The organism is Cellulosimicrobium sp. NPDC057862, from assembly GCF_042797035.1.
GTDB lineage: Bacteria > Actinomycetota > Actinomycetes > Actinomycetales > Cellulomonadaceae > Cellulosimicrobium.
This window is the reverse complement of record NZ_JBHVMH010000011.1, coordinates 46,884-64,866: the sequence shown is the minus strand read 5'-3', so window position 1 is coordinate 64,866 and position 17,983 is coordinate 46,884. Positions and strand designations below refer to the sequence as shown.

The 17,983-nt window shown below is 72.1% G+C and carries 17 protein-coding genes; 11 read left to right on the top strand and 6 right to left on the bottom strand.

The genetic code is table 11. The features are described from left to right. Positions 1–115: 115 nt before the first annotated feature. Positions 116–1,618 carry an MFS transporter gene (locus ACFVN3_RS14345; RefSeq protein ID WP_378233573.1) on the top strand — a complete coding sequence of 501 codons (1,503 nt, stop codon included), beginning with the start codon at positions 116–118 and terminating at the stop codon, positions 1,616–1,618. 46 nt (positions 1,619–1,664) lie between these two features. Here the strand turns inward: ACFVN3_RS14345 and ACFVN3_RS14340 are convergent, their stop codons facing one another. Both ACFVN3_RS14340 and ACFVN3_RS14335 read right to left on the bottom strand, forming a co-directional pair. After that, positions 1,665–2,111, bottom strand: a complete 447-nt coding sequence (locus ACFVN3_RS14340; RefSeq protein WP_378233572.1) for a hypothetical protein — start codon at positions 2,109–2,111, stop codon at positions 1,665–1,667. Beyond that, entirely contained in the window at positions 2,108–3,592 is a 1,485-nt protein-coding gene (locus ACFVN3_RS14335) for an APC family permease (RefSeq protein ID WP_378233571.1), read from the bottom strand. The genes ACFVN3_RS14340 and ACFVN3_RS14335 overlap by 4 nt, the downstream gene beginning before the upstream one ends. A 714-nt stretch (positions 3,593–4,306) precedes the next feature. Between ACFVN3_RS14335 and nrdH the strand changes: the two genes are divergently transcribed. From nrdH to nrdF, 4 genes are all read left to right on the top strand, one after another. Beyond that, the gene (gene nrdH, locus ACFVN3_RS14330; protein WP_047232913.1) at positions 4,307–4,552 is read left to right on the top strand and encodes a glutaredoxin-like protein NrdH; all 246 of its coding nucleotides are present in this window, start codon (positions 4,307–4,309) and stop codon (positions 4,550–4,552) included. Between the two features lie 79 nt (positions 4,553–4,631). Next, a complete protein-coding gene (nrdI, locus tag ACFVN3_RS14325; RefSeq protein ID WP_378233570.1) occupies positions 4,632–5,063 on the top strand; it encodes a class Ib ribonucleoside-diphosphate reductase assembly flavoprotein NrdI in 432 nt (143 codons plus the stop codon). Then, complete coding sequence (gene nrdE, locus ACFVN3_RS14320) at positions 5,060–7,219, top strand: class 1b ribonucleoside-diphosphate reductase subunit alpha (RefSeq protein WP_378233569.1); 2,160 nt, start codon at positions 5,060–5,062, stop codon at positions 7,217–7,219. The genes nrdI and nrdE overlap by 4 nt, the downstream gene beginning before the upstream one ends. A gap of 137 nt (positions 7,220–7,356) precedes the next feature. After that, the gene (gene nrdF, locus ACFVN3_RS14315; protein WP_378233568.1) at positions 7,357–8,337 is read left to right on the top strand and encodes a class 1b ribonucleoside-diphosphate reductase subunit beta; all 981 of its coding nucleotides are present in this window, start codon (positions 7,357–7,359) and stop codon (positions 8,335–8,337) included. Between the two features lie 92 nt (positions 8,338–8,429). Here the strand turns inward: nrdF and ACFVN3_RS14310 are convergent, their stop codons facing one another. After that, positions 8,430–8,990 (bottom strand): phosphoribosyltransferase, encoded by a 561-nt coding sequence (locus ACFVN3_RS14310; protein WP_378233567.1) that lies wholly within the window; start codon positions 8,988–8,990, stop codon positions 8,430–8,432. 174 nt (positions 8,991–9,164) lie between these two features. Next, positions 9,165–10,139: an FKBP-type peptidyl-prolyl cis-trans isomerase gene (locus tag ACFVN3_RS14305; RefSeq protein WP_378233566.1), complete on the bottom strand. Its 975-nt coding sequence runs from the start codon at positions 10,137–10,139 to the stop codon at positions 9,165–9,167. Between the two features lie 248 nt (positions 10,140–10,387). Here ACFVN3_RS14305 and ACFVN3_RS14300 point away from each other — a divergent pair, with 248 nt between their 5' ends. The 3 genes from ACFVN3_RS14300 to ACFVN3_RS14290 all read left to right on the top strand — a co-directional run bounded on the left by ACFVN3_RS14300 (position 10,388) and on the right by ACFVN3_RS14290 (position 12,458). Further along, positions 10,388–10,693 carry a hypothetical protein gene (locus ACFVN3_RS14300; RefSeq protein ID WP_378233565.1) on the top strand — a complete coding sequence of 102 codons (306 nt, stop codon included), beginning with the start codon at positions 10,388–10,390 and terminating at the stop codon, positions 10,691–10,693. A 37-nt stretch (positions 10,694–10,730) separates the two neighbouring features. Further along, positions 10,731–11,588 carry an alpha/beta hydrolase gene (locus ACFVN3_RS14295; protein WP_378233564.1) on the top strand — a complete coding sequence of 286 codons (858 nt, stop codon included), beginning with the start codon at positions 10,731–10,733 and terminating at the stop codon, positions 11,586–11,588. Positions 11,589–11,669: 81 nt separating this feature from the next. Next, entirely contained in the window at positions 11,670–12,458 is a 789-nt protein-coding gene (locus ACFVN3_RS14290; RefSeq protein WP_378233563.1) for an alpha/beta fold hydrolase, read from the top strand. Positions 12,459–12,500: 42 nt separating this feature from the next. Here ACFVN3_RS14290 and ACFVN3_RS14285 read toward each other — a convergent pair whose 3' ends face one another. Together ACFVN3_RS14285 and ACFVN3_RS14280 are read right to left on the bottom strand one after the other, a co-directional pair. After that, complete coding sequence (locus tag ACFVN3_RS14285; RefSeq protein ID WP_378233562.1) at positions 12,501–12,947, bottom strand: hypothetical protein; 447 nt, start codon at positions 12,945–12,947, stop codon at positions 12,501–12,503. A 3-nt stretch (positions 12,948–12,950) separates the two neighbouring features. Then, the gene (locus tag ACFVN3_RS14280; RefSeq protein WP_378233561.1) at positions 12,951–14,384 is read right to left on the bottom strand and encodes a hypothetical protein; all 1,434 of its coding nucleotides are present in this window, start codon (positions 14,382–14,384) and stop codon (positions 12,951–12,953) included. A 374-nt stretch (positions 14,385–14,758) separates the two neighbouring features. Between ACFVN3_RS14280 and ACFVN3_RS14275 the strand changes: the two genes are divergently transcribed. From ACFVN3_RS14275 to ACFVN3_RS14265, 3 genes are read left to right on the top strand one after another with little or no spacing between them, the layout of a single operon-like run. Further along, positions 14,759–15,967, top strand: a complete 1,209-nt coding sequence (locus ACFVN3_RS14275) for a hypothetical protein (protein ID WP_378233559.1) — start codon at positions 14,759–14,761, stop codon at positions 15,965–15,967. Continuing rightward, complete coding sequence (locus tag ACFVN3_RS14270; protein WP_378233557.1) at positions 15,964–17,001, top strand: hypothetical protein; 1,038 nt, start codon at positions 15,964–15,966, stop codon at positions 16,999–17,001. Before ACFVN3_RS14275 ends, ACFVN3_RS14270 begins: the two co-directional genes overlap by 4 nt. Positions 17,002–17,021: 20 nt before the next feature. Next, positions 17,022–17,969, top strand: a complete 948-nt coding sequence (locus tag ACFVN3_RS14265; RefSeq protein ID WP_378233555.1) for a co-chaperone YbbN — start codon at positions 17,022–17,024, stop codon at positions 17,967–17,969. The last annotated feature ends 14 nt before the right edge of the window (positions 17,970–17,983 follow it).

Genomic DNA, 17,983 nt, shown 5'->3' with positions numbered 1-17,983 from the left:
CGTCCGGTCGCACCGGGCGGGCCCTCGCCGTGCACCGCAGTGGGTGCGGGCGGGCTCCGGTCTCGCCCGGACGGGGTGAGGCGCGACCCGGGTGACCTTCCCTAGCCTCGCAGCCATGAGCGATGTCGAGGTCAAGGCCAGGACGGGCGGGGTGCTCGCCGCCGCGTGCCTGTCGACGCTGGTCGTCAACGCGAACACGTCGGCGGTGAGCATCCTGCTCCCCGCGATCAGCGAGGACACGGGGACGAGCGTGACGACCCTCCAGTGGGCAGTCACCGGCTACTCGCTCGTCGGGGCGGCGGTGATCGTCACCTCGGGAGCCCTGGGCGACGTGTTCGGCCGCAAGCGGGTGTTCCAGCTCGGGCTCCTGCTCTTCGTCGCGTCCTGCGTGCTCATCGCGCTCGCCCCGTCGGGCGGCATGGTCATCGCCGGGCGCTTCGTGCAGGGCGCGGCCGGGGCGACCATCGTGGCGTGCGGGCTGAGCCTGCTCTCTGTGGCCAACAGCGGCGACGCCCAGCTCCGGGCGGTCTCGTTGTGGGGTGCGGCGTCCGCCGTCGGTGCCGCGGCGGGGCCTCTGCTCGGCGGGGTGCTCGTCAACCTCACCGGCTGGCAGGGCCTGTTCTGGGTCGACGCCGTCGTCGCCGCGGCGTGCGTCGTCCTGACGTTCTTCGTCGTGTCCGAGTCGCGCGACCCCGACCGCTCGCGCTCGATCGACTACGCGGGCACCGTGCTCGTCGCGCTCACCCTCGCTCCTCTCATCCTCGCGCTGAGCAAGGGCAGCGACTGGGGGTGGGGCTCGCTCGCGACCCTCGGCAGCCTCGCGGTCGCCGTCGTGGCAGGCTGCCTGTTCGTCGTGGTCGAGCGCCGCGTCGCGGTCCCGCTCCTCGACCTCGCCCTCCTGCGCAACCGCGTGCTCGTCGGCGCGACCGTGGCCATCCTCATCGGCTCCGGCACGATCAACGGGCTCATGTACCTCCTCAGCATCTACTTCCAGGACCCCGCCACCCTGGGCCTGAGCCCGCTCGAGGCGGGGCTCGCGACGCTCCCCGCGACCGCGGGTCTCGTGATCGTGGCCCCGCTCGTGCCGCGGTTCGCCGCGAAGATCGGCGGGCGGCAGGTCATCGGGCTCGGATTCCTGCTCACCGCCGTCGGGTTCGGCGTCGTCGGGGTCGTCCAGGCCGACTGGCGGTACGGCGCCTTCGTCCTCCCGCTCATCGCGATCGCGGTCGGCATGGGGCTGTCCAACGGCCCGGCGTCCTCGGCCTCCACGGCGTGCGTCTCCGCGAACGAGGTGGGGGCGGCGTCGGGCGTCTCCAACATGGCGCGCTACGTCGGCGCCGCGGTCGCGACGGCGGTCGTGGCCTCGATCTACGCCGCCGTGATCGCGGACCGCACCGCCGCGGGCGCGACCACGGCCGACGCCCTCGCGTCCGGTCTCGGCACCGCGTCCTGGGTCATGGCCGGGACCAGCGCGCTCGGGGTCGTCATGGCGGTCGTCATGGGCCGGCGGTATCGGGCCGAGCGCGGCACGGTGCACGACGCCGCGTCGGCGGCCGCTGCGGTGACGCACACCCTGCCCACGTCGGCCACACCGGTCGCCGCGAGGGCGACGGACTGACCGTCGCCCTCGCGCCGGCCCCGTACCGTGTCGGCCCGGGCGCGGGTCAGCCCCTGACCGTGTCGTCGAGGTTCAGACCGTCCACGAGGTCCTGGAACCCGGCGAGCTCGTCCGGGCAGTAGATCTGGATGACGAGGAGCTGTCCCTGGACGACGCGGTTGTCCGCGACGACGGGTCGGATGCCCGGACCCGCGGCACCGTTGACGAGCTGACCCAGGAGGGTCGCCCGGCTCAGCGCGCTCCCGGGGTCCTCGCACGTGGCTCCGCCGTCGTCGCCGAGGACCCGCACGACCTGGTCCACCTGCGGTGTCGGCGCGCCCGCGGCGGCGAGCGCGGTGAGAAGCTGCTCCGCCTTCTGCTCGGCCTCCGTCGTCGTCTGCCGCTCGCCGCGGACCAGCAGCGCGACCACGACCAGCGCGACGACCACGACGGCCGCGACGACGTAGATGGTCCCGCGCTCGCGGCGCGGCTGCCGCTCGGTGACCTCGCTCATGGCGCGCTCGCCTCCGTCTCCTGCGTCGTCGCGTCCGGGAGCCTCCACGACGGCTTGCGGAACCGGTAGAACAGGTACGGCACCAGGAGGCCCAGGCCGAGGGCCCCGCCGGCGACGATGACGAGGTAGGAGCCGGGGCTCCCCGACCCGAACTGCGACGGCGGGATGAACCCGACCAGCAGCGCGGCGAGCGACGCGACGAAGCCGACCCCGCACAGCGCGCCGAGCATCGGCGCCCGGTACCCGCGAGCGTGGTCGGGCTGCTGACGGCGCAGGCGGACCGCGGCGACGAACATGAGCAGGTACATGATCAGGTACACCTGGGTCGTGATGACCGAGAAGATCCAGTACGCGCTCGAGACGCTCGGGATGAGCGCATAGCCGAGCGCGATCACCGTGGTGACGACGCCCTGCGTGACGAGGATGTTCTGCTGGACGCCGTTCTTGTTGAGCTTCTGCAGGAACGGCGGGAGGTAGCCCTCCTGGCGCGAGATGAGCAGGAGGCCCTTGGACGGGCCGGCCAACCACGTGAGCATGCCGGCGACGGACGCCGTGACGAGCATGATCCCGATGATCGGCGTGAGCCACTGCGAGCCGAAGTAGGCGAACACGGCGTCGAAGGCCTGCATGATGCCCGCCGTCAGGGAGAGCTGCTCAGCCGGGACGACCCAGCTGATCGCGAGCGCGGGGAGGATGAAGATCAGCAGCACCATGCCCATGGCGAGGAAGATCGAGCGCGGGAACTCGCGTGCGGGGTTGCGCAGCGACCCGACGTGCACCGCGTTCATCTCCATGCCGGAGTACGACAGGAAGTTGTTGACGATCAGCACGAGGCTCGACAGGCCGGCCCACGCGGGGAGCAGGTGCTCGGCGTCCATCGGCGCGGCGGACGCGTTGCCCTGCCCGAGGAACACGACGCCGAGCGTCACGAGGAGCACGCCCGGGATGAGCGTGCCGATGATGAGCCCGCCGCTCGCGAGCCCCGCGACGCCCTTGGTGCCGCGCGACGACACCCACACGCCGGACCAGTAGACGACGACGATGACGATCGCCGTCCACACGCCGCTGCTCGCGAGGCTCGGGTTGATGACGTAGGCCAGCGTGCTCGCGACGAACCCGAGCAGGCTCGGGTAGTAGAAGATCGTCATCGCGAACTGGCACCAGACCGCGAGGAAGCCCATCGGCTTCGAGATCCCCTCGGACACCCACTTGTAGACGCCGCCGCTCCAGCCGGAGGCCAGCTCGGCGGAGACGAGCGACGTGGGGAGGAGGAACACCACGGCGGGCAGGAGGTAGAGGAAGACGCAGGCCAGCCCGTAGACGGCCATCGTGGGTGCGGCGCGCAGGCTCGCCACGGAGCTCGTCGTCATCATCGCGAGGGCGATCCACGAGATGTAGCTGCTCGCCGGGATGGCGGTGCGCGCCCGGGACGTCGCGGCGGGAACCGCAGGCCCTTCGGCGGCGGCGTCTGCCGCGCTCATGCCGCCCGCTCCTCGTCGCTGCGGTGCACTGCTGCGTGCTCTGGGTGCATCTCGACCGCCTCCTCGGCGCAGTCGGGGACGTCCGACCAGGCGATCGTCCACCTGGGCGGCGCGCGGGCGGATCACCTGCATCGGGTGACTTGGCAGTCGGGCGATACCGGGGCGAAGCGCGCGAGCCGGGTGCGCGTTTCGGCGACTGCGTCCGGACATGGCGTACGACACGCCGACGGCACGACACGCCGAGAGAATCACGAGCTTCCGCGTCCGTATTGAGATGTTTTGTCGCACCAGGTCCGCGGGTCCCCCGACGCTCGACAGGCGTCCCGGAGCGGCGGCCGCGGGTCGCACAGGGTGTGGACCGACGCCGTCCCCACCCTGTGGACGGCGCGTCGCGGAGCGCGGGAACGAGCCGTTCCGGACACCTCCGGGCGGTGGACGACGGGCTGTGGACGACGCCCTCCCGAGGCGTGTCAGAGGGGGGTGGGATCATGGATCCATGGCTCCTAGCACACGCCGACGGGTGAAGTTCGACCACGACATCTAGTGCGGTGGCGCGGTGTCGACCACTAGGTATAGTGGTTGCACACCCAGGGGGCCGGAGGCCTTCTGGTGAATCACACAGACGTAGTTCCACCGGTGTCCTTCGAGGTCAGAGACGTTTCTCCCTCCCCGAGGACCGTCCCGGACAGAGCGCGAGAGACGAGGAGTCACCCCATGAGCGTCACGGTCTACAGCAAGCCGGCTTGCGTTCAGTGCGACGCGACGTACCGCGCTCTGGACAAGAAGGGCATCGAGTACTCCGTCGTGGACATCAGCCAGGACGCCGAGGCGCTCGAGCTCGTCCGCGGGCTCGGCTACCTGCAGGCGCCCGTGGTGGTCGCCGGGGACGAGCACTGGTCCGGGTTCCGTCCCGACCAGATCAACGCCCTCGCGCAGAAGGTCTCGCCGGTCGTCGCCTGACCGGCCTCCCGGGGCGCCGTGAGGCGCCCCGACCACGTACGGAAGCAGGCGGAGCAGGGCAGGACGGAGGTGCGTCCCCGTGGGGTCGCTCGTGTACTTCTCCAGCGTCAGCGAGAACACGCACCGGTTCGTCCAGCGGCTCGACCTGCCGGCCCTCGGCATGGACGTGCAGCGCATCCCGCTGCGTCCGACCGAGGGCTTCCTGCGCGTCGAGGAGCCGTACGTGCTCATGGTCCCGACCTACGGGGGCGGCAACGAGGGCGGTGCCGTCCCGCGCCAGGTCGTGAAGTTCCTCAACGACGTGCACAACCGGTCGTTGATCCGCGGCGTCATCGCCGCGGGCAACACCAACTTCGGCGAGGCCTACTGCATCGCCGGCGACATCATCTCCGCGAAGTGCCAGGTGCCCTACCTGTACGCCTTCGAACTCCTGGGAACAGCCGAGGACGCCACGCGCGTCCGCGACGGATTGGGACGATTTTGGCAACGACAGTCACGGATTCCGGCGTGAGCGTCGCAGGGGGCGGCACGGTCGCCCAGGTGCCCCTGGCGAGCGCGCAGCTCGACTTCCACGCGCTCAACGCGATGCTGAACCTCTACGGCCCGAACGGCGAGATCCAGTTCGACAAGGACCGCGAGGCCGCGCGTGCGTACTTCCTCCAGCACGTCAACCAGAACACGGTGTTCTTCCACGACCTGCAGGAGAAGTTCGACTACCTCGTCGAGAACAAGTACTACGACCCGGCCGTGCTGGCGAAGTACGACCGCGCGTTCGTGAAGTCGCTGTTCGAGTTCGCGTACGCCAAGAAGTTCCGGTTCGAGACGTTCCTCGGCGCGTTCAAGTACTACACGTCGTACACGCTCAAGACGTTCGACGGGAAGCGGTACCTGGAGCGCTTTGAGGACCGCGTGTGCATGGTCGCGCTCGGCCTCGCGGACGGGAACGAGCAGGCTGCGCTCGACATCGTCGAGGAGGTCATCTCGGGCCGCTTCCAGCCCGCGACGCCCACGTTCCTCAACGTCGGCAAGGCGCAGCGCGGCGAGCCCGTGTCCTGCTTCCTGCTGCGCATCGAGGACAACATGGAGTCCATCGCGCGCGGCATCAACTCCGCGCTCCAGCTCTCCAAGCGCGGCGGCGGCGTGGCGCTCCTGCTCTCGAACATCCGCGAGCACGGCGCGCCCATCAAGCACATCGAGAACCAGTCGTCGGGCGTCATCCCCGTGATGAAGCTCCTCGAGGACTCGTTCTCCTACGCGAACCAGCTCGGCGCGCGCCAGGGTGCCGGCGCGGTGTACCTGCACGCGCACCACCCGGACATCCTGCGGTTCCTCGACACCAAGCGCGAGAACGCGGACGAGAAGATCCGCATCAAGACGCTGTCGCTCGGCGTCGTGATCCCGGACATCACGTTCGAGCTCGCCAAGAAGAACGAGGACATGTACCTCTTCTCGCCGTACGACGTCGAGCGCGTCTACGGCAAGCCGTTCGCCGACATCTCGGTCACCGAGAAGTACGACGAGATGGTCGACGACTCGCGCATCCGCAAGACGAAGATCAAGGCGCGCGACTTCTTCCAGACGATCGCCGAGCTCCAGTTCGAGTCCGGCTACCCGTACATCATGTTCGAGGACACGGTGAACAAGGCGAACCCGATCAAGGGCCGCATCACCCACTCGAACCTGTGCTCGGAGATCCTCCAGGTCTCGACGCCGTCGACGTTCAACGAGGACCTCTCGTACGACCACGTCGGCCGCGACATCTCCTGCAACCTCGGCTCGCTGAACATCGCGAAGACGATGGACTCGCCCGACTTCGCCAAGACGATCGACACCGCGATCCGCGCGCTCACCGCGGTCTCGGACCAGACGAGCATCGAGTCGGTCCCGTCGATCAAGCGGGCGAACGAGGCGGGCCACGCGATCGGCCTCGGCCAGATGAACCTCCACGGCTACCTCGCGCGCGAGCGGATCCACTACGGGTCCACCGAGGGCGTGGACTTCACCAACATCTACTTCTACACGGTCGCCTACCACGCGATCGCGGCGTCGAACCGCCTCGCGATCGAGCGCGGGCGCGCGTTCGGCGGCTTCGAGGACTCGAAGTACGCGTCGGGGGAGTACTTCGACAAGTACACCGACCAGGTGTGGGAGCCCGAGACGGAGCGCGTGCGCCAGCTCTTCGCCGACGCCGGCGTGCACGTGCCGACGCAGGACGACTGGAAGGCCCTCAAGGCCTCGGTCATGGAGCACGGGATCTACAACCAGAACCTCCAGGCCGTCCCGCCGACGGGCTCGATCTCCTACATCAACAACTCGACGTCGTCGATCCACCCGGTGCCGTCGAAGATCGAGATCCGCAAGGAGGGCAAGATCGGGCGCGTCTACTACCCGGCGCCCTACCTGACGAACGACAACCTCGAGTACTACGAGGACGCGTACGAGATCGGCTACGAGAAGATCATCGACACGTACGCCGCCGCGACGCAGCACGTCGACCAGGGCCTGAGCCTCACGCTGTTCTTCAAGGACACGGTCACGACGCGCGACGTCAACCGCGCGCAGATCTACGCGTGGCGCAAGGGCATCAAGACGCTCTACTACATCCGCCTCCGCCAGATGGCCCTGGAGGGCACGGAGGTCGAGGGCTGCGTCAGCTGCATGCTGTAGTCGCCTGAGGCAACTATCGGTTGCCTCGATGCCCGACGCCGTCGGCCACGTCCTCGGGAGGCGTGGCCGACGGCGCAGGGTCCGGTCCCACGAAGTCGTCCCGGTCGGTCCGGGGTCAGCAGGAGAGAAGAAGGCAGATGTCGCCCACGGGGAAGCTCAAGCTCATCGATCGCGTCAGCGCGATCAACTGGAACCGTCTCGAGGACGAGAAGGACCTCGAGGTGTGGGACCGCCTCGTCGGGAACTTCTGGCTGCCCGAGAAGGTGCCGGTGTCGAACGACATCCAGTCGTGGCACACGCTCACCGCGGAGGAGCAGCAGCTCACGATGCGCGTGTTCACGGGCCTCACGCTGCTCGACACGATCCAGGGCACGGTCGGCGCGGTGTCGCTCATCCCGGACGCGATCACGCCGCACGAGGAGGCGGTGTACACCAACATCGCGTTCATGGAGTCGGTGCACGCCAAGAGCTACTCGTCGATCTTCTCGACGCTGTGCTCGACGCGCGAGATCGACGACGCGTTCCGCTGGTCGGAGGAGAACCCGAACCTCCAGCGCAAGGCCGAGATCGTCATGGAGTACTACAAGGGCGACTCGCCGCTCAAGCGCAAGGTCGCGAGCACGCTGCTCGAGTCCTTCCTCTTCTACTCCGGCTTCTACCTGCCGATGTACTGGTCGTCCCGCGCCAAGCTGACGAACACGGCCGACCTCATCCGCCTCATCATCCGCGACGAGGCCGTGCACGGGTACTACATCGGCTACAAGTTCCAGAAGGGCCTCGAGAAGCTCTCCCCCCAGGAGCGCGACGAGCTCAAGGCGTACACGTTCGAGCTGCTCTTCGAGCTGTACGACAACGAGGTGCAGTACACGGAGGACCTCTACGACGGCGTCGGGCTCACCGAGGACGTCAAGAAGTTCCTGCGGTACAACGCCAACAAGGCGCTGATGAATCTCGGCTACGAGGCGCTCTTCCCCAAGGACGAGACCGACGTCAACCCGGCGATCCTCTCGGCCCTGTCGCCCAACGCCGACGAGAACCACGACTTCTTCTCGGGTTCAGGCTCGTCGTACGTCATCGGCAAGGCCGTGAACACCGAGGACGACGACTGGGACTTCTGACCCCCGCGCGATCCTGAACCACGACGAAGCGGCCGTCCCCCACGGGGACGGCCGCTTCGTCGTCGTCGAGCCGGGTCAGTCGTTCGGCCGGGTCAGTCGTTCGGCCGGGACTGCGCGCCCTCGACGGGCGGGTCGGCCGACCACGGGAACGTGATCCAGAGGTCGGTGTCCTTCCACGAGTAGTCCGGCTGGATGATCGTGCGCGGCTTGGTGTAGAGCACCGCCGACCGCGCCTCGGCGCCGTGGGTGCTCAGCATCTCCATGACCAGGGCGAGCGTGCGGCCCGAGTCCGCGACGTCGTCGACCACGAGCACGTGCGCGCCCGGAAGGTCGGAGGTGTCCATGAGCGGCGGGAGCACGCGCGGGTCGGTGAGGGTCTGACCGATGTCGGTGTAGAACTCGACGTTGAGTGTCCCGACGCCCTTGGTCCCGAGCGCGTACGCGACCGCGCCGCCGGGGAGCAGCCCGCCGCGCGCGACGGCGACGACGACCTCCGGGCGGAACCCGCTCGCGACGACCTGCTCGGCGAGCTCGCGCGCGGCGACGCCGAACGTCTCCCACGTGAGCACCTCGCGCTCGGGCGGGACGGCCGGGTTTTCCGACGAGGCGTCGTCGGGCACGGTGGGGGTCGGGGTCGTGGAGGCGTCCGTCATGGATCGAGCGTACGTCGCGCGACGCGCGCGCTCCGCCGGTCCTGGTCCCGACGGCCCGGGACCCACGGCCCGGGACCCACGGCCCGGGAACCCGCAGTCCGGACCTGTGACCCGTACCGACGCGACGAGGGCCGCACCCCGAGCGGGGTGCGGCCCTCGTCGAGCAGACTCGGGTCAGTACGCCGCGAGGATGTCCACGACGAAGACGAGCGTCTCGTTCTGGAGCTCGTGGCCCTCGCTCGCCCCGTAGCCGAGCGACGGCGGGATGACGAGCAGCACCTGGCTCCCGACGGTCTGGCCGGACAGGCCCTGGGTCCAGCCGGCGACGACGCCGCTCAGCGGGAAGGTCGAGGGCTCACCGCGGTCCCACGACGAGTCGAACTGCTCACCGTCGAGCTTCCAGCCGGTGTAGTGCGCGATGACGGTCTGGTCCTCGGTGACCTCGGGGCCGGTGCCCTTGATGAGCGGCTGGACGACCAGCTCGGTCGGCGCGGTGTAGCCCTCGGGGATCTCGATCGACGGCTTGCCCGTGTCGTCGAGCGTGACGACGGGCAGGCCCTCGGCGGGCGTCACGGCCTCGCCCTCGGCGCGGTCCGGGACGTCCGCGGGGTCGGGAGCGACCGGGGCGTCCTTGACGGCCGTGACCTCGCCGACGGTGAGGATCGCCGTGCCGTCCTGGCCCGGCGCGGCGAACAGGAAGCGGGTCCCGACCTTCTTGCCCACGAGGACCTCGATGAGCTGCGGGTACACGCTGTCGTCGAGCGGGACCGACTGGGCCGAGTCGTCCACCCAGGTCGACCCCACCTTGGAGCCGTCCGCGCCGGAGTACGCCGCCTGGTGCAGCGTGACCTCCTGGCCCTTGGCGATCTCGTCGCCGTCACCGTCGTTCAGCGAGATCGCGGCCGCGCCCGACACCTCGAACGGCGTCTCGAACTCCACGGTGGGCTCGGCGCCCGGGTCGCCGGTGACCGTCACGGCCTCGAGCGCCGCGACGTCCTCGGGCGCCGACGTCGCGGCGTCCGCGCCGTCGGTCGCGGACGGGCTCGGCGACGTCTCGTCGCCGGACCCGCCCTCCGACGAGCAGCCGGAGAGGACGAGGGCGGCGCCCAGGGTGAGCGCGGCGACGCCGCGCAGGGTGCGGTGCTTCACGAGGGGGGTCCTTCGGGTCGGTGGGACGGCGCGGGGCCGTCGGGTCTGGGCCGCACCCGCACGACGGCGGTCGTCGGCGTCCCGGGTCGGGGCCGCCTCGCGTCCGCGTGCCGGGTGCAGCACCGGCGCGGACACTCTAGCGGTCCTGCCTGGACCCCCGCTGGGAGCTGCCGGCCTGGCCGCTGCACCCGTCCGTCGTCCCGCCCGTCTGCCGACCCTGAGCGCGGCGCCCGGGGGAGAATGGGCGCATGCCGTCCCGTCGACCGTCCCGCAAGCGACCCTGGGGAGCGGAGCCCGCACCCCTCGACCTGGACCGCGCCCTCGGCGGCGCGCGCCGCGAGTCCGGGGCCGACGGCGAGTGGCAGGTCCGGACCGTGCGCGGCGGGTCCAAGTCGTACCTGTGCCCCGGGTGCAACCAGGAGATCCCGCCCGGGACGGGGCACGTCGTGGCCTGGCAGGAGGACTCGTTCTTCGGCGCCGAGACGGCGCTCGACCACCGCCGGCACTGGCACACGTCGTGCTGGCAGGCGCGCGGGCGCCGTCGCCCCCGGTAGAGGTAGGTCCGCGGTAGACGAACTAGGCTCGACCCTGATGAGCACCGCACCCGATCCCGCGCCCGCCGGAGCCGACGCACCGGCCGGTCCGACCCCCATCCGGTCCCTGACGGTCCTGCCCGCGCGGCGCGAGGACGTCGAGCTGCACACGGCGGACGGGCTGACGCTCGTCGGCGAGCTCGCGCTCCCCGCGGACCGCGACCCGGCCGCGACGCTCGTGACCCTCCACCCGCTGCCGACGCACGGCGGCTACATGGACTCGCACGTGTACCGGAAGGCGGCGTGGCGCCTGCCCGCCCTGGCGGACCTCGCGGTGCTGCGGTTCAACACGCGCGGGACGTCGTCGCCGCGCGGGACGAGCGAGGGGACGTTCGACGGCGGCGAGGCCGAGCGCTACGACGTCGCCGCGGCGATCGAGCTCGCGGAGTTCCGCGACCTGCCGCACCGCTGGCTCGTCGGGTGGTCGTTCGGGACCGAGCTCGCGCTCAAGCACGGGACCGACCCGGCCGTGGAGGGCGCGATCCTGCTGTCGCCGCCGCTGCACCGCGCGACGGACGAGGACCTCGACCGGTGGGACGCGTTCGGCAAGCCGCTCGTGGTGCTCGTCCCCGAGCTCGACGACTACCTGCGCCCCGACGAGGCGCGACGACGCTTCGCGCGCGTGCGCAACGCCGAGGTGATCGGCGTCGACGGCGCCAAGCACCTGTGGGTGGGGGAGCCGTCCGTGCGGCGCGTGCTCGACGAGATCGTGGGCCACGTCCGCCCCGGGTTCCCGCTGCCGCTGCCGACCGAGTGGTCCGGTGACGGGACCGGGGCCGTGACGGCCGAGCGCGACACCGCCGACTCCGACCAGGCGAGCTACGACGCGAGCCGGTCGGACGGCGTCGACGACTGACACCCCCGGCGGGACGACCGCAGGCGTGGCACGGTGGAGCGAGACCTGACGACCACGGAAGCACGACCTGAGGAGGACGACGTGACGACGGCCCCGCTCGAGACCTTCACGCTGCGCGAGGGGTACGGGACCCCGCTCGTGCTGCTGCACGGCTTCCCCCTGGACCACCGCATGTGGGCCGACGTCGCGGCCGCGCTGCCAGGCGAGCCCACCGTCGTCGCCGTCGACCTCCCGGGGCTCGGCGCGAGCCCGCTGACGAGCGCCCCGGCGTCGATCGACGCCTCCGCCGACGCCACCGCCGCCGCGCTCACCGCGGCGGGGATCACGCGCGCGGTCGTCGCGGGGCTGTCGATGGGCGGCTACGTCGCCCTCGCTCTCGCGGAGCGGCACCCCGGCCTGGTCGCCGGCCTCGGGCTCGTGGACACCAAGTCGACCGCCGACACCGACGAGGCCGCCGCCAACAGGCTGCGCATCGCGGACGACGCCGCGCGGTCCCAGACCGTCGACGCCGTCCTCGGCATGCCGGGCGTGATGCTCGGCGAGACGAGCAAGGCCGCGCGCAAGCACCTCACCGCGAGGCTCGAGGAGTGGATCCGCGGCCAGCGGCCCGACGGCGTCGCGTGGTCGCAGCGCGCGATGGCGGCCCGGCCGGACCGCACCCACGTGCTCGAGGGGTTCGCCGGCCCGGTGGCCGTCGTCGTGGGGGAGGAGGACGCGCTCACGCCCGCGGCCGAGGCGGAGCACATGGCCGACGCCGCGCCCGCCGCACAGCTGGTCCTCGTGCCCGGCGCCGGGCACATGAGCGCGGTCGAGGACCCGGCGGCCGTCGCGGACGCCCTGGCCGACCTCCTGGCCCGCGCCGCGGCCTGATCGGGCGGCGGGCCGTCCGCGACGTGCCACCGCCGGCGTCGGTCAGCGCCCGTCGAGCACCAGCGCGAGCGCGTCCGCGAGGTCGATCGACTCGCCGTCCCGGCCGCCCTTGCCCAGCACGAGCGGCGGGTCCGACGGCTCGACGTCCACCCCGCGCAGCCGCCCCAGCACGGAGCCGGGCACCCCGAGGACGTAGAACTCCCCGTCCTCGCCGACGGCGACGCTGTGGTTGCGGCGCAGGTACCAGCCGTTGAGCGAGGTCCGGTAGGTGGCGCTGCCGTCGAACGACCGGGCACGCAGCGGCTCGGGCGCGAGGCCGCGCTCACGCGCGCGCACCACGAACTCGGCGAGGAGCGCACGTGCTGCTGCGCTCTCCCGCGCGCGCTGGCGGTCGAGCTCGCGCTGCTGGTGCGCCGCGGCCTCGGTTCGCTGCCGACGCCAGTCGTCGGCAGCGGACCCGGTGCGGCCCGAGGGGTCCGCGGAGGACACCGGTCAGGCCGGCGCGGGGGCGTCGGTCGCGGCCTCGGCCTCGGCGTCCGCCTGACCGGCGGAGCCACGCTTCGTCGAGGCGCCCGACCCGCTCTGCGGGGCCGGCTCCTCGGCGACGACCGGGAACTCCGCCGTCATGAGCGTCGCCGCACGCGCCTGCTGCGCGGGCGTGCCCGCGGGCACCGCAGCCTTCTTGGCCGGAGCAGCCTTCGCGGCCTCGGCCTCGCCGCCGAGGAGCCCCCGCAGCTCGTCGAGGTAGGTGTTGATCGAGTCGTGCTGGCGCGTGAGGTCCTCGAGCTGGCGCTGGGCCACGTTGCGCTGCTGCTCGGCCTCCGCCTTCGCGTCGCTCACCGTCTGGTCCGCGAACGACCGCGCCTCGGCGACGATCTGGTCGGCGTTGCGACGGGCCGTCGACATGAGGTCCTTGACGTACGAGTCGGACTCCCGGCGCACCTTCTCGGCCTGCTCCAGCGCGAGCGCGACACGCTTCTCGGCCTCCGCCGCGTGCTCCTCGGCCGTGGAGACGAGCTTCTCCGTCTCGGCCTTGGCGGAGGCGTGCCGCTCCGCGTTCTCGCGCTCCGCCTCCTCGCGGCGACGCACGACCTCGAGCTCGGCGTCGGCGAGCGCGGTGCGGGCCTTGTCGCGCAGCTCCTCCATCTCCGACGTGACCGCGTTGGCGGCCTCGGTCGCCTTGCGCTGGGCCTCGTCGACCTGGCGCTGCGCCTCACGGCGCGCGTTCTCCAGGAGCTCGGCGGACTCGCGCTCGGCGGACTCGCGCTGGGCGGCGGTCTCCGCCGCGACACGGGCACGCAGCTCGGCGGCCTCGCGCTCGGTGGTGACGCGCAGCTCCGTCGTCTCGCGCTCCGCCGTCGCCTTCAGCGTCCCGAGCTCGCGCTCGAGCGACGCGCGGCGCTCGCTCTCCTCGGTGGCGATCGCGCTCTGGATGCGTGCGGCCTCGCGCTCGGCGGAGCCGACGAACTCCTCGGCCCGGCGCTGGGCGCTGAGCAGCGTGCCCTCGGCCTCCGACGCGCTCGTGGCGCGGACCTCCTCGGACTCGAGCCGCGCGCTGTTGAGGAGCTCGGCGACCTCGTTCTCGGCGCGGGAGCGCACCTGCCCGGCCGAGAGCTTGGCGCGCGCCATGATGTCGGCGGCCTGGGCGTTGGCCTGGGAGAGGATGTCCGTGGACTGCTCCTCCGCCGAGCGCATGAGCTGCTCGATGCGGGAGCCGAGGCCGGCGTACGAGGGGCGGTCCGCCTCGCGGAGCTGCCGCTGCGCGTCGGAGAGCTCGCTCGTGAGCTGCATGGCGCGGGCGTCCGCGGCCTCGACGCGCGAACGCGCGTCCTCCACGGCCTTCTCCAGCTTCGCGAGCTGGGCCTCGACCTGGACGCGGTCGTACCCGCGCATCGTGATGGGGAAGAGCGTGCGCTCGTCGGACACGTCGATGACCTCCGGTGCTGGTTCGTCGCGGCGTCCGCCGCCGGGCGGCGGTCCCTCGCGAGGAGGGCGGGCGCGGCGGTCGTGCCACGGCCCCGCCGTGCTCCGACCAGGATACGGGGATCGGGCTGTCCTGAATACCCGGATTGGAGCAGGTGAGACGATGGTCGCAGTGCTGCGGGACGGACGGCACCGGGCGGGCGGTGCGCCGTCCGACGGTGCCGCGCCCGCCCTTCCTGAAGGCCGGCTGACGAGCGTGGGACCGTGGGGAGAGGGGCTCGTGAACGGATCGTGAGGATCCGTGCACGATTCCCCGCAGTCGATCTACGAGGGGTTTCGCACCTATTCTGGAACGTCGATCGACGAAGGGAAGCTCGGTGCTCCAACGAATCATCGCCGCCCTCCTGCTCGTGGGAGGGCTCGTCGCCGTCGGCCTCGGCGTCGCGTCCGCCACGGTGTGGCGGGACAGCGACACCGTCGTGGCGACCACGGCCTACACGGGGGACGGGACCGTGCTCGTCACCGAGCCCGGGGTCCTGGACCTCGTCGCCGAGGACGTGACGATCCGTGCCACGGCACCGGGCGAGCAGCAGGTCACCCTGGCGATCGGGCGCGAGGTCGACGTGACCGGCTGGGTCGGTGAGGACGCTCACGGCGTGGTCACCGGGCTCAGCGACTGGGACGCTCTCGCGACGCGCGCGGTCGAGCCGGCCGCCGCGGAGGAGACGCCCGCGGAGGGCGAGACCCCTGCGGACGGCGAGGCTCCCGCCGAGGAGGAGACCCCGGCCGAGGATGCTCCCGCCGACGGCGAGATGCCTGCTGACGGTGAGGCCGCCGAGGGCGAGACCCCTGCCGAGGGCGAGACCGCCGTCGTCGGCGTCGACCCCGCCGGGTCGGACATGTGGTTCGAGGAGTCGACGGGCGCGGGCTCGGCGAGCCTGCGCTGGTCCGACCAGCCCGGCCGCTGGCAGCTTCTCGTGGCCGGCGTCGGGGAGGGTGCCGTCGCCCCGACGCTCGAGCTCTCCTGGCCGCGCCAGGTCGAGACCCCGTTCCTGTGGCCCGGCGTGATCGGCGGTGCGGTCCTCATCCTCCTGGGCCTCGGCATCGGCGCCGCGAGCCTGCGGCCCAAGCGCCGCGGGCCGGCCGGACGCGGCGCCGCCACGTCGGCCACCCCGGCGGTCGCGCCGGGGTCCTCGCCGCAGACGCCGGCGGGCGAGCACGACGCTGGTGAGAACGGTGGCGAGGCGCCGACCGACACAGCGCAGGTGCGGATGCTCACGCGACGCGAGCTCCGCGAGCGCGAGGAGGCCGAGCGGCTCGCCCAGCAGCAGGCGCGCGCCCAGAAGCCGCGGCGCGCGTGGCTCACCGGCCAGATCCCGATCGTCGCGCGGGGCGAGCGGCGGCCCAAGACCGCGGCGCAACCGGCCGTCGACGCGACCGACGGGCACCCCACCACCCAGGACAGCGCGTCGACGCGGGCCGACGCCTGGCGCCGGGCGTGGGGCTTCAGCCCCGGCGGCGCGGGGACGGGAGCGACCGCCGAACCGCAGCGCGACACGGACGAGACGAAGGACAGCACCCGATGATCAGCACCACCCGCGACACGGCACGCCCCCGCGGCGCGCGCCGTCACCTCGCCGGGGTGGCCGGCGGTCTGGTCGGCGCGCTCCTGCTCGCCGCCTGCTCCTCCCCGCTGCCGACGGCTCAGCCCGACCCGACCCAGGACCCGCCTCCTCCCGTCCTCTCCGAGGCGCAGGAGACCGTCGTGCTGGATGCGGTCGCGTCGGCTCTCGCCGCGGCGAGCGAGGCGAACGACCCGAAGCAGCTCGAGGGTCGCGTTGTCGGCCCGGCGCTCACCATCCGCACGAGCCAGCTCGCCGTCGCGGCCGCGCGCGGCAAGGCGGATCTCGTGACCGAGCTGCCGACCGAGGCCCAGCAGGTCGTCATCCCGACGACGCAGACCTGGCCCCGCACCTCGTACGCCGTGAGCGTCCAGCCCGAGAGCCTCCAGACCCCGCGCCTGTCCGTGCTCGAGCAGGCCGGCGCGCGAGATCCGTACCAGCTGTGGGCATGGGTCCGGCTCCTGCCCGGTGTGACCATGCCGAGCTTCGCCGACCCGAGCATCGGGAGCGAGGCCGTCGCGCCCGACGACTCGAGCCTCCTCGTCACGCCCACCGACGCCGTCGCGCAGTACGCCGACGTGCTCAACCTGGGGACGGGCTCGGGCTACGTCGAGGCGTTCGAGGACGACTCCTTCCGCACGCTGCTCGCGCAGCGCGCCCAGGCCTGGACCACGGCTCTCGAGCCCGCCGCCGGGAAGTACGCGCTGACGTTCACCCCCAACGCCGACGAGCAGGTCCGCTCGGTCCGCACCGCGGACGGCGGCGCGCTCGTCGTGGGCGCCATGACGTCGCAGGAGACGATGACGGCCGAGGAGGGCGCGCAGGTCCCGCCCGACACGGAGACGATCAAGGCGCTCTACGGCGACACGGCCCCGACGAACGTCCTCAAGGTGGGCTACGTGGACGTCGTCGCGCTCTACGTCCCGCCGGCCGGGTCGGAGGAGAAGATCCGCGTCGTGGGCAACGAGCACGTCGCGACGTCCGTCGCCAACAGCTGACCCTCCCTAGGATTGCGATCATGAGCGAACCCACCCAGCCCGCGTTCGACGTGCGCGGAGCGGTCGACCTGTCCGCGCTGACCCGGCCGCAGTCCCCGCCGCCGGGGGAGGAGGGCGGCGCGCCCGCGGCCGGTGGCTACGTCGTCGACGTCACGGACGAGACGTTCGGCCAGCTCGTCCAGGACTCGACGCAGTACCCGGTCGTGGTCCTGCTCTGGATCCCGACCGACCAGGCGAACGCGCAGCTCGGCACCGACCTCGGCGCGCTCGCCGACGAGTACGCCGGCCGCTTCCTCCTGGCCCGCGTCGACGCCCAGGCGTACCCGCAGATCACGGCGGCGTTCCAGGTGCAGGGCGTCCCGACCGTCGTCGCCGTGCTCCAGGGCCAGCCGGTCCCGCTGTTCCAGGGCGCCGCGCCCGCCGAGCAGGTGCGCTCGGTGATCGAGCAGGTGCTCCAGGCCGCCGAGGCGAACGGCGTCACCGGCCGGGCACCGTCCCAGGGCGCCGACGGCGAGCCGGTGCCCGCCGAGCCGGCTCCCGAGCCCGAGCCCGAGCTCCCGCCGCTGCACCAGGAGGCGTACGACGCGATCGAGCGAGACGACCTCGACGCCGCCGTCGCGGCCTACGAGAAGGCGATCAAGCAGGACCCGCGCGACGCGCTCGCGGTCGCCGGTCTCGCCCAGGTCCGACTCCTCCAGCGCACGCGCGACGCCGACCTCGCGACGGTCCGCGCCGCGGCCGCCGACGCACCGCAGGACGTCGACGCCCAGCTCGCCATCGCCGACCTCGACATCCTCGGCGGCCACGTCGACGACGCGCTCGGCCGGCTGCTGGAGATGCTGCCCGGAGCCGACGCCGACGCCAAGGAGAAGCTCCGCGTGCGCCTCCTCGACTACTTCGAGGTCGTCGGCCCCACCGACCCCCGCGTCGGCAAGGCCCGCCAGCGCCTCGCGATCAGCCTCTACTGACGCACCTGCACCTG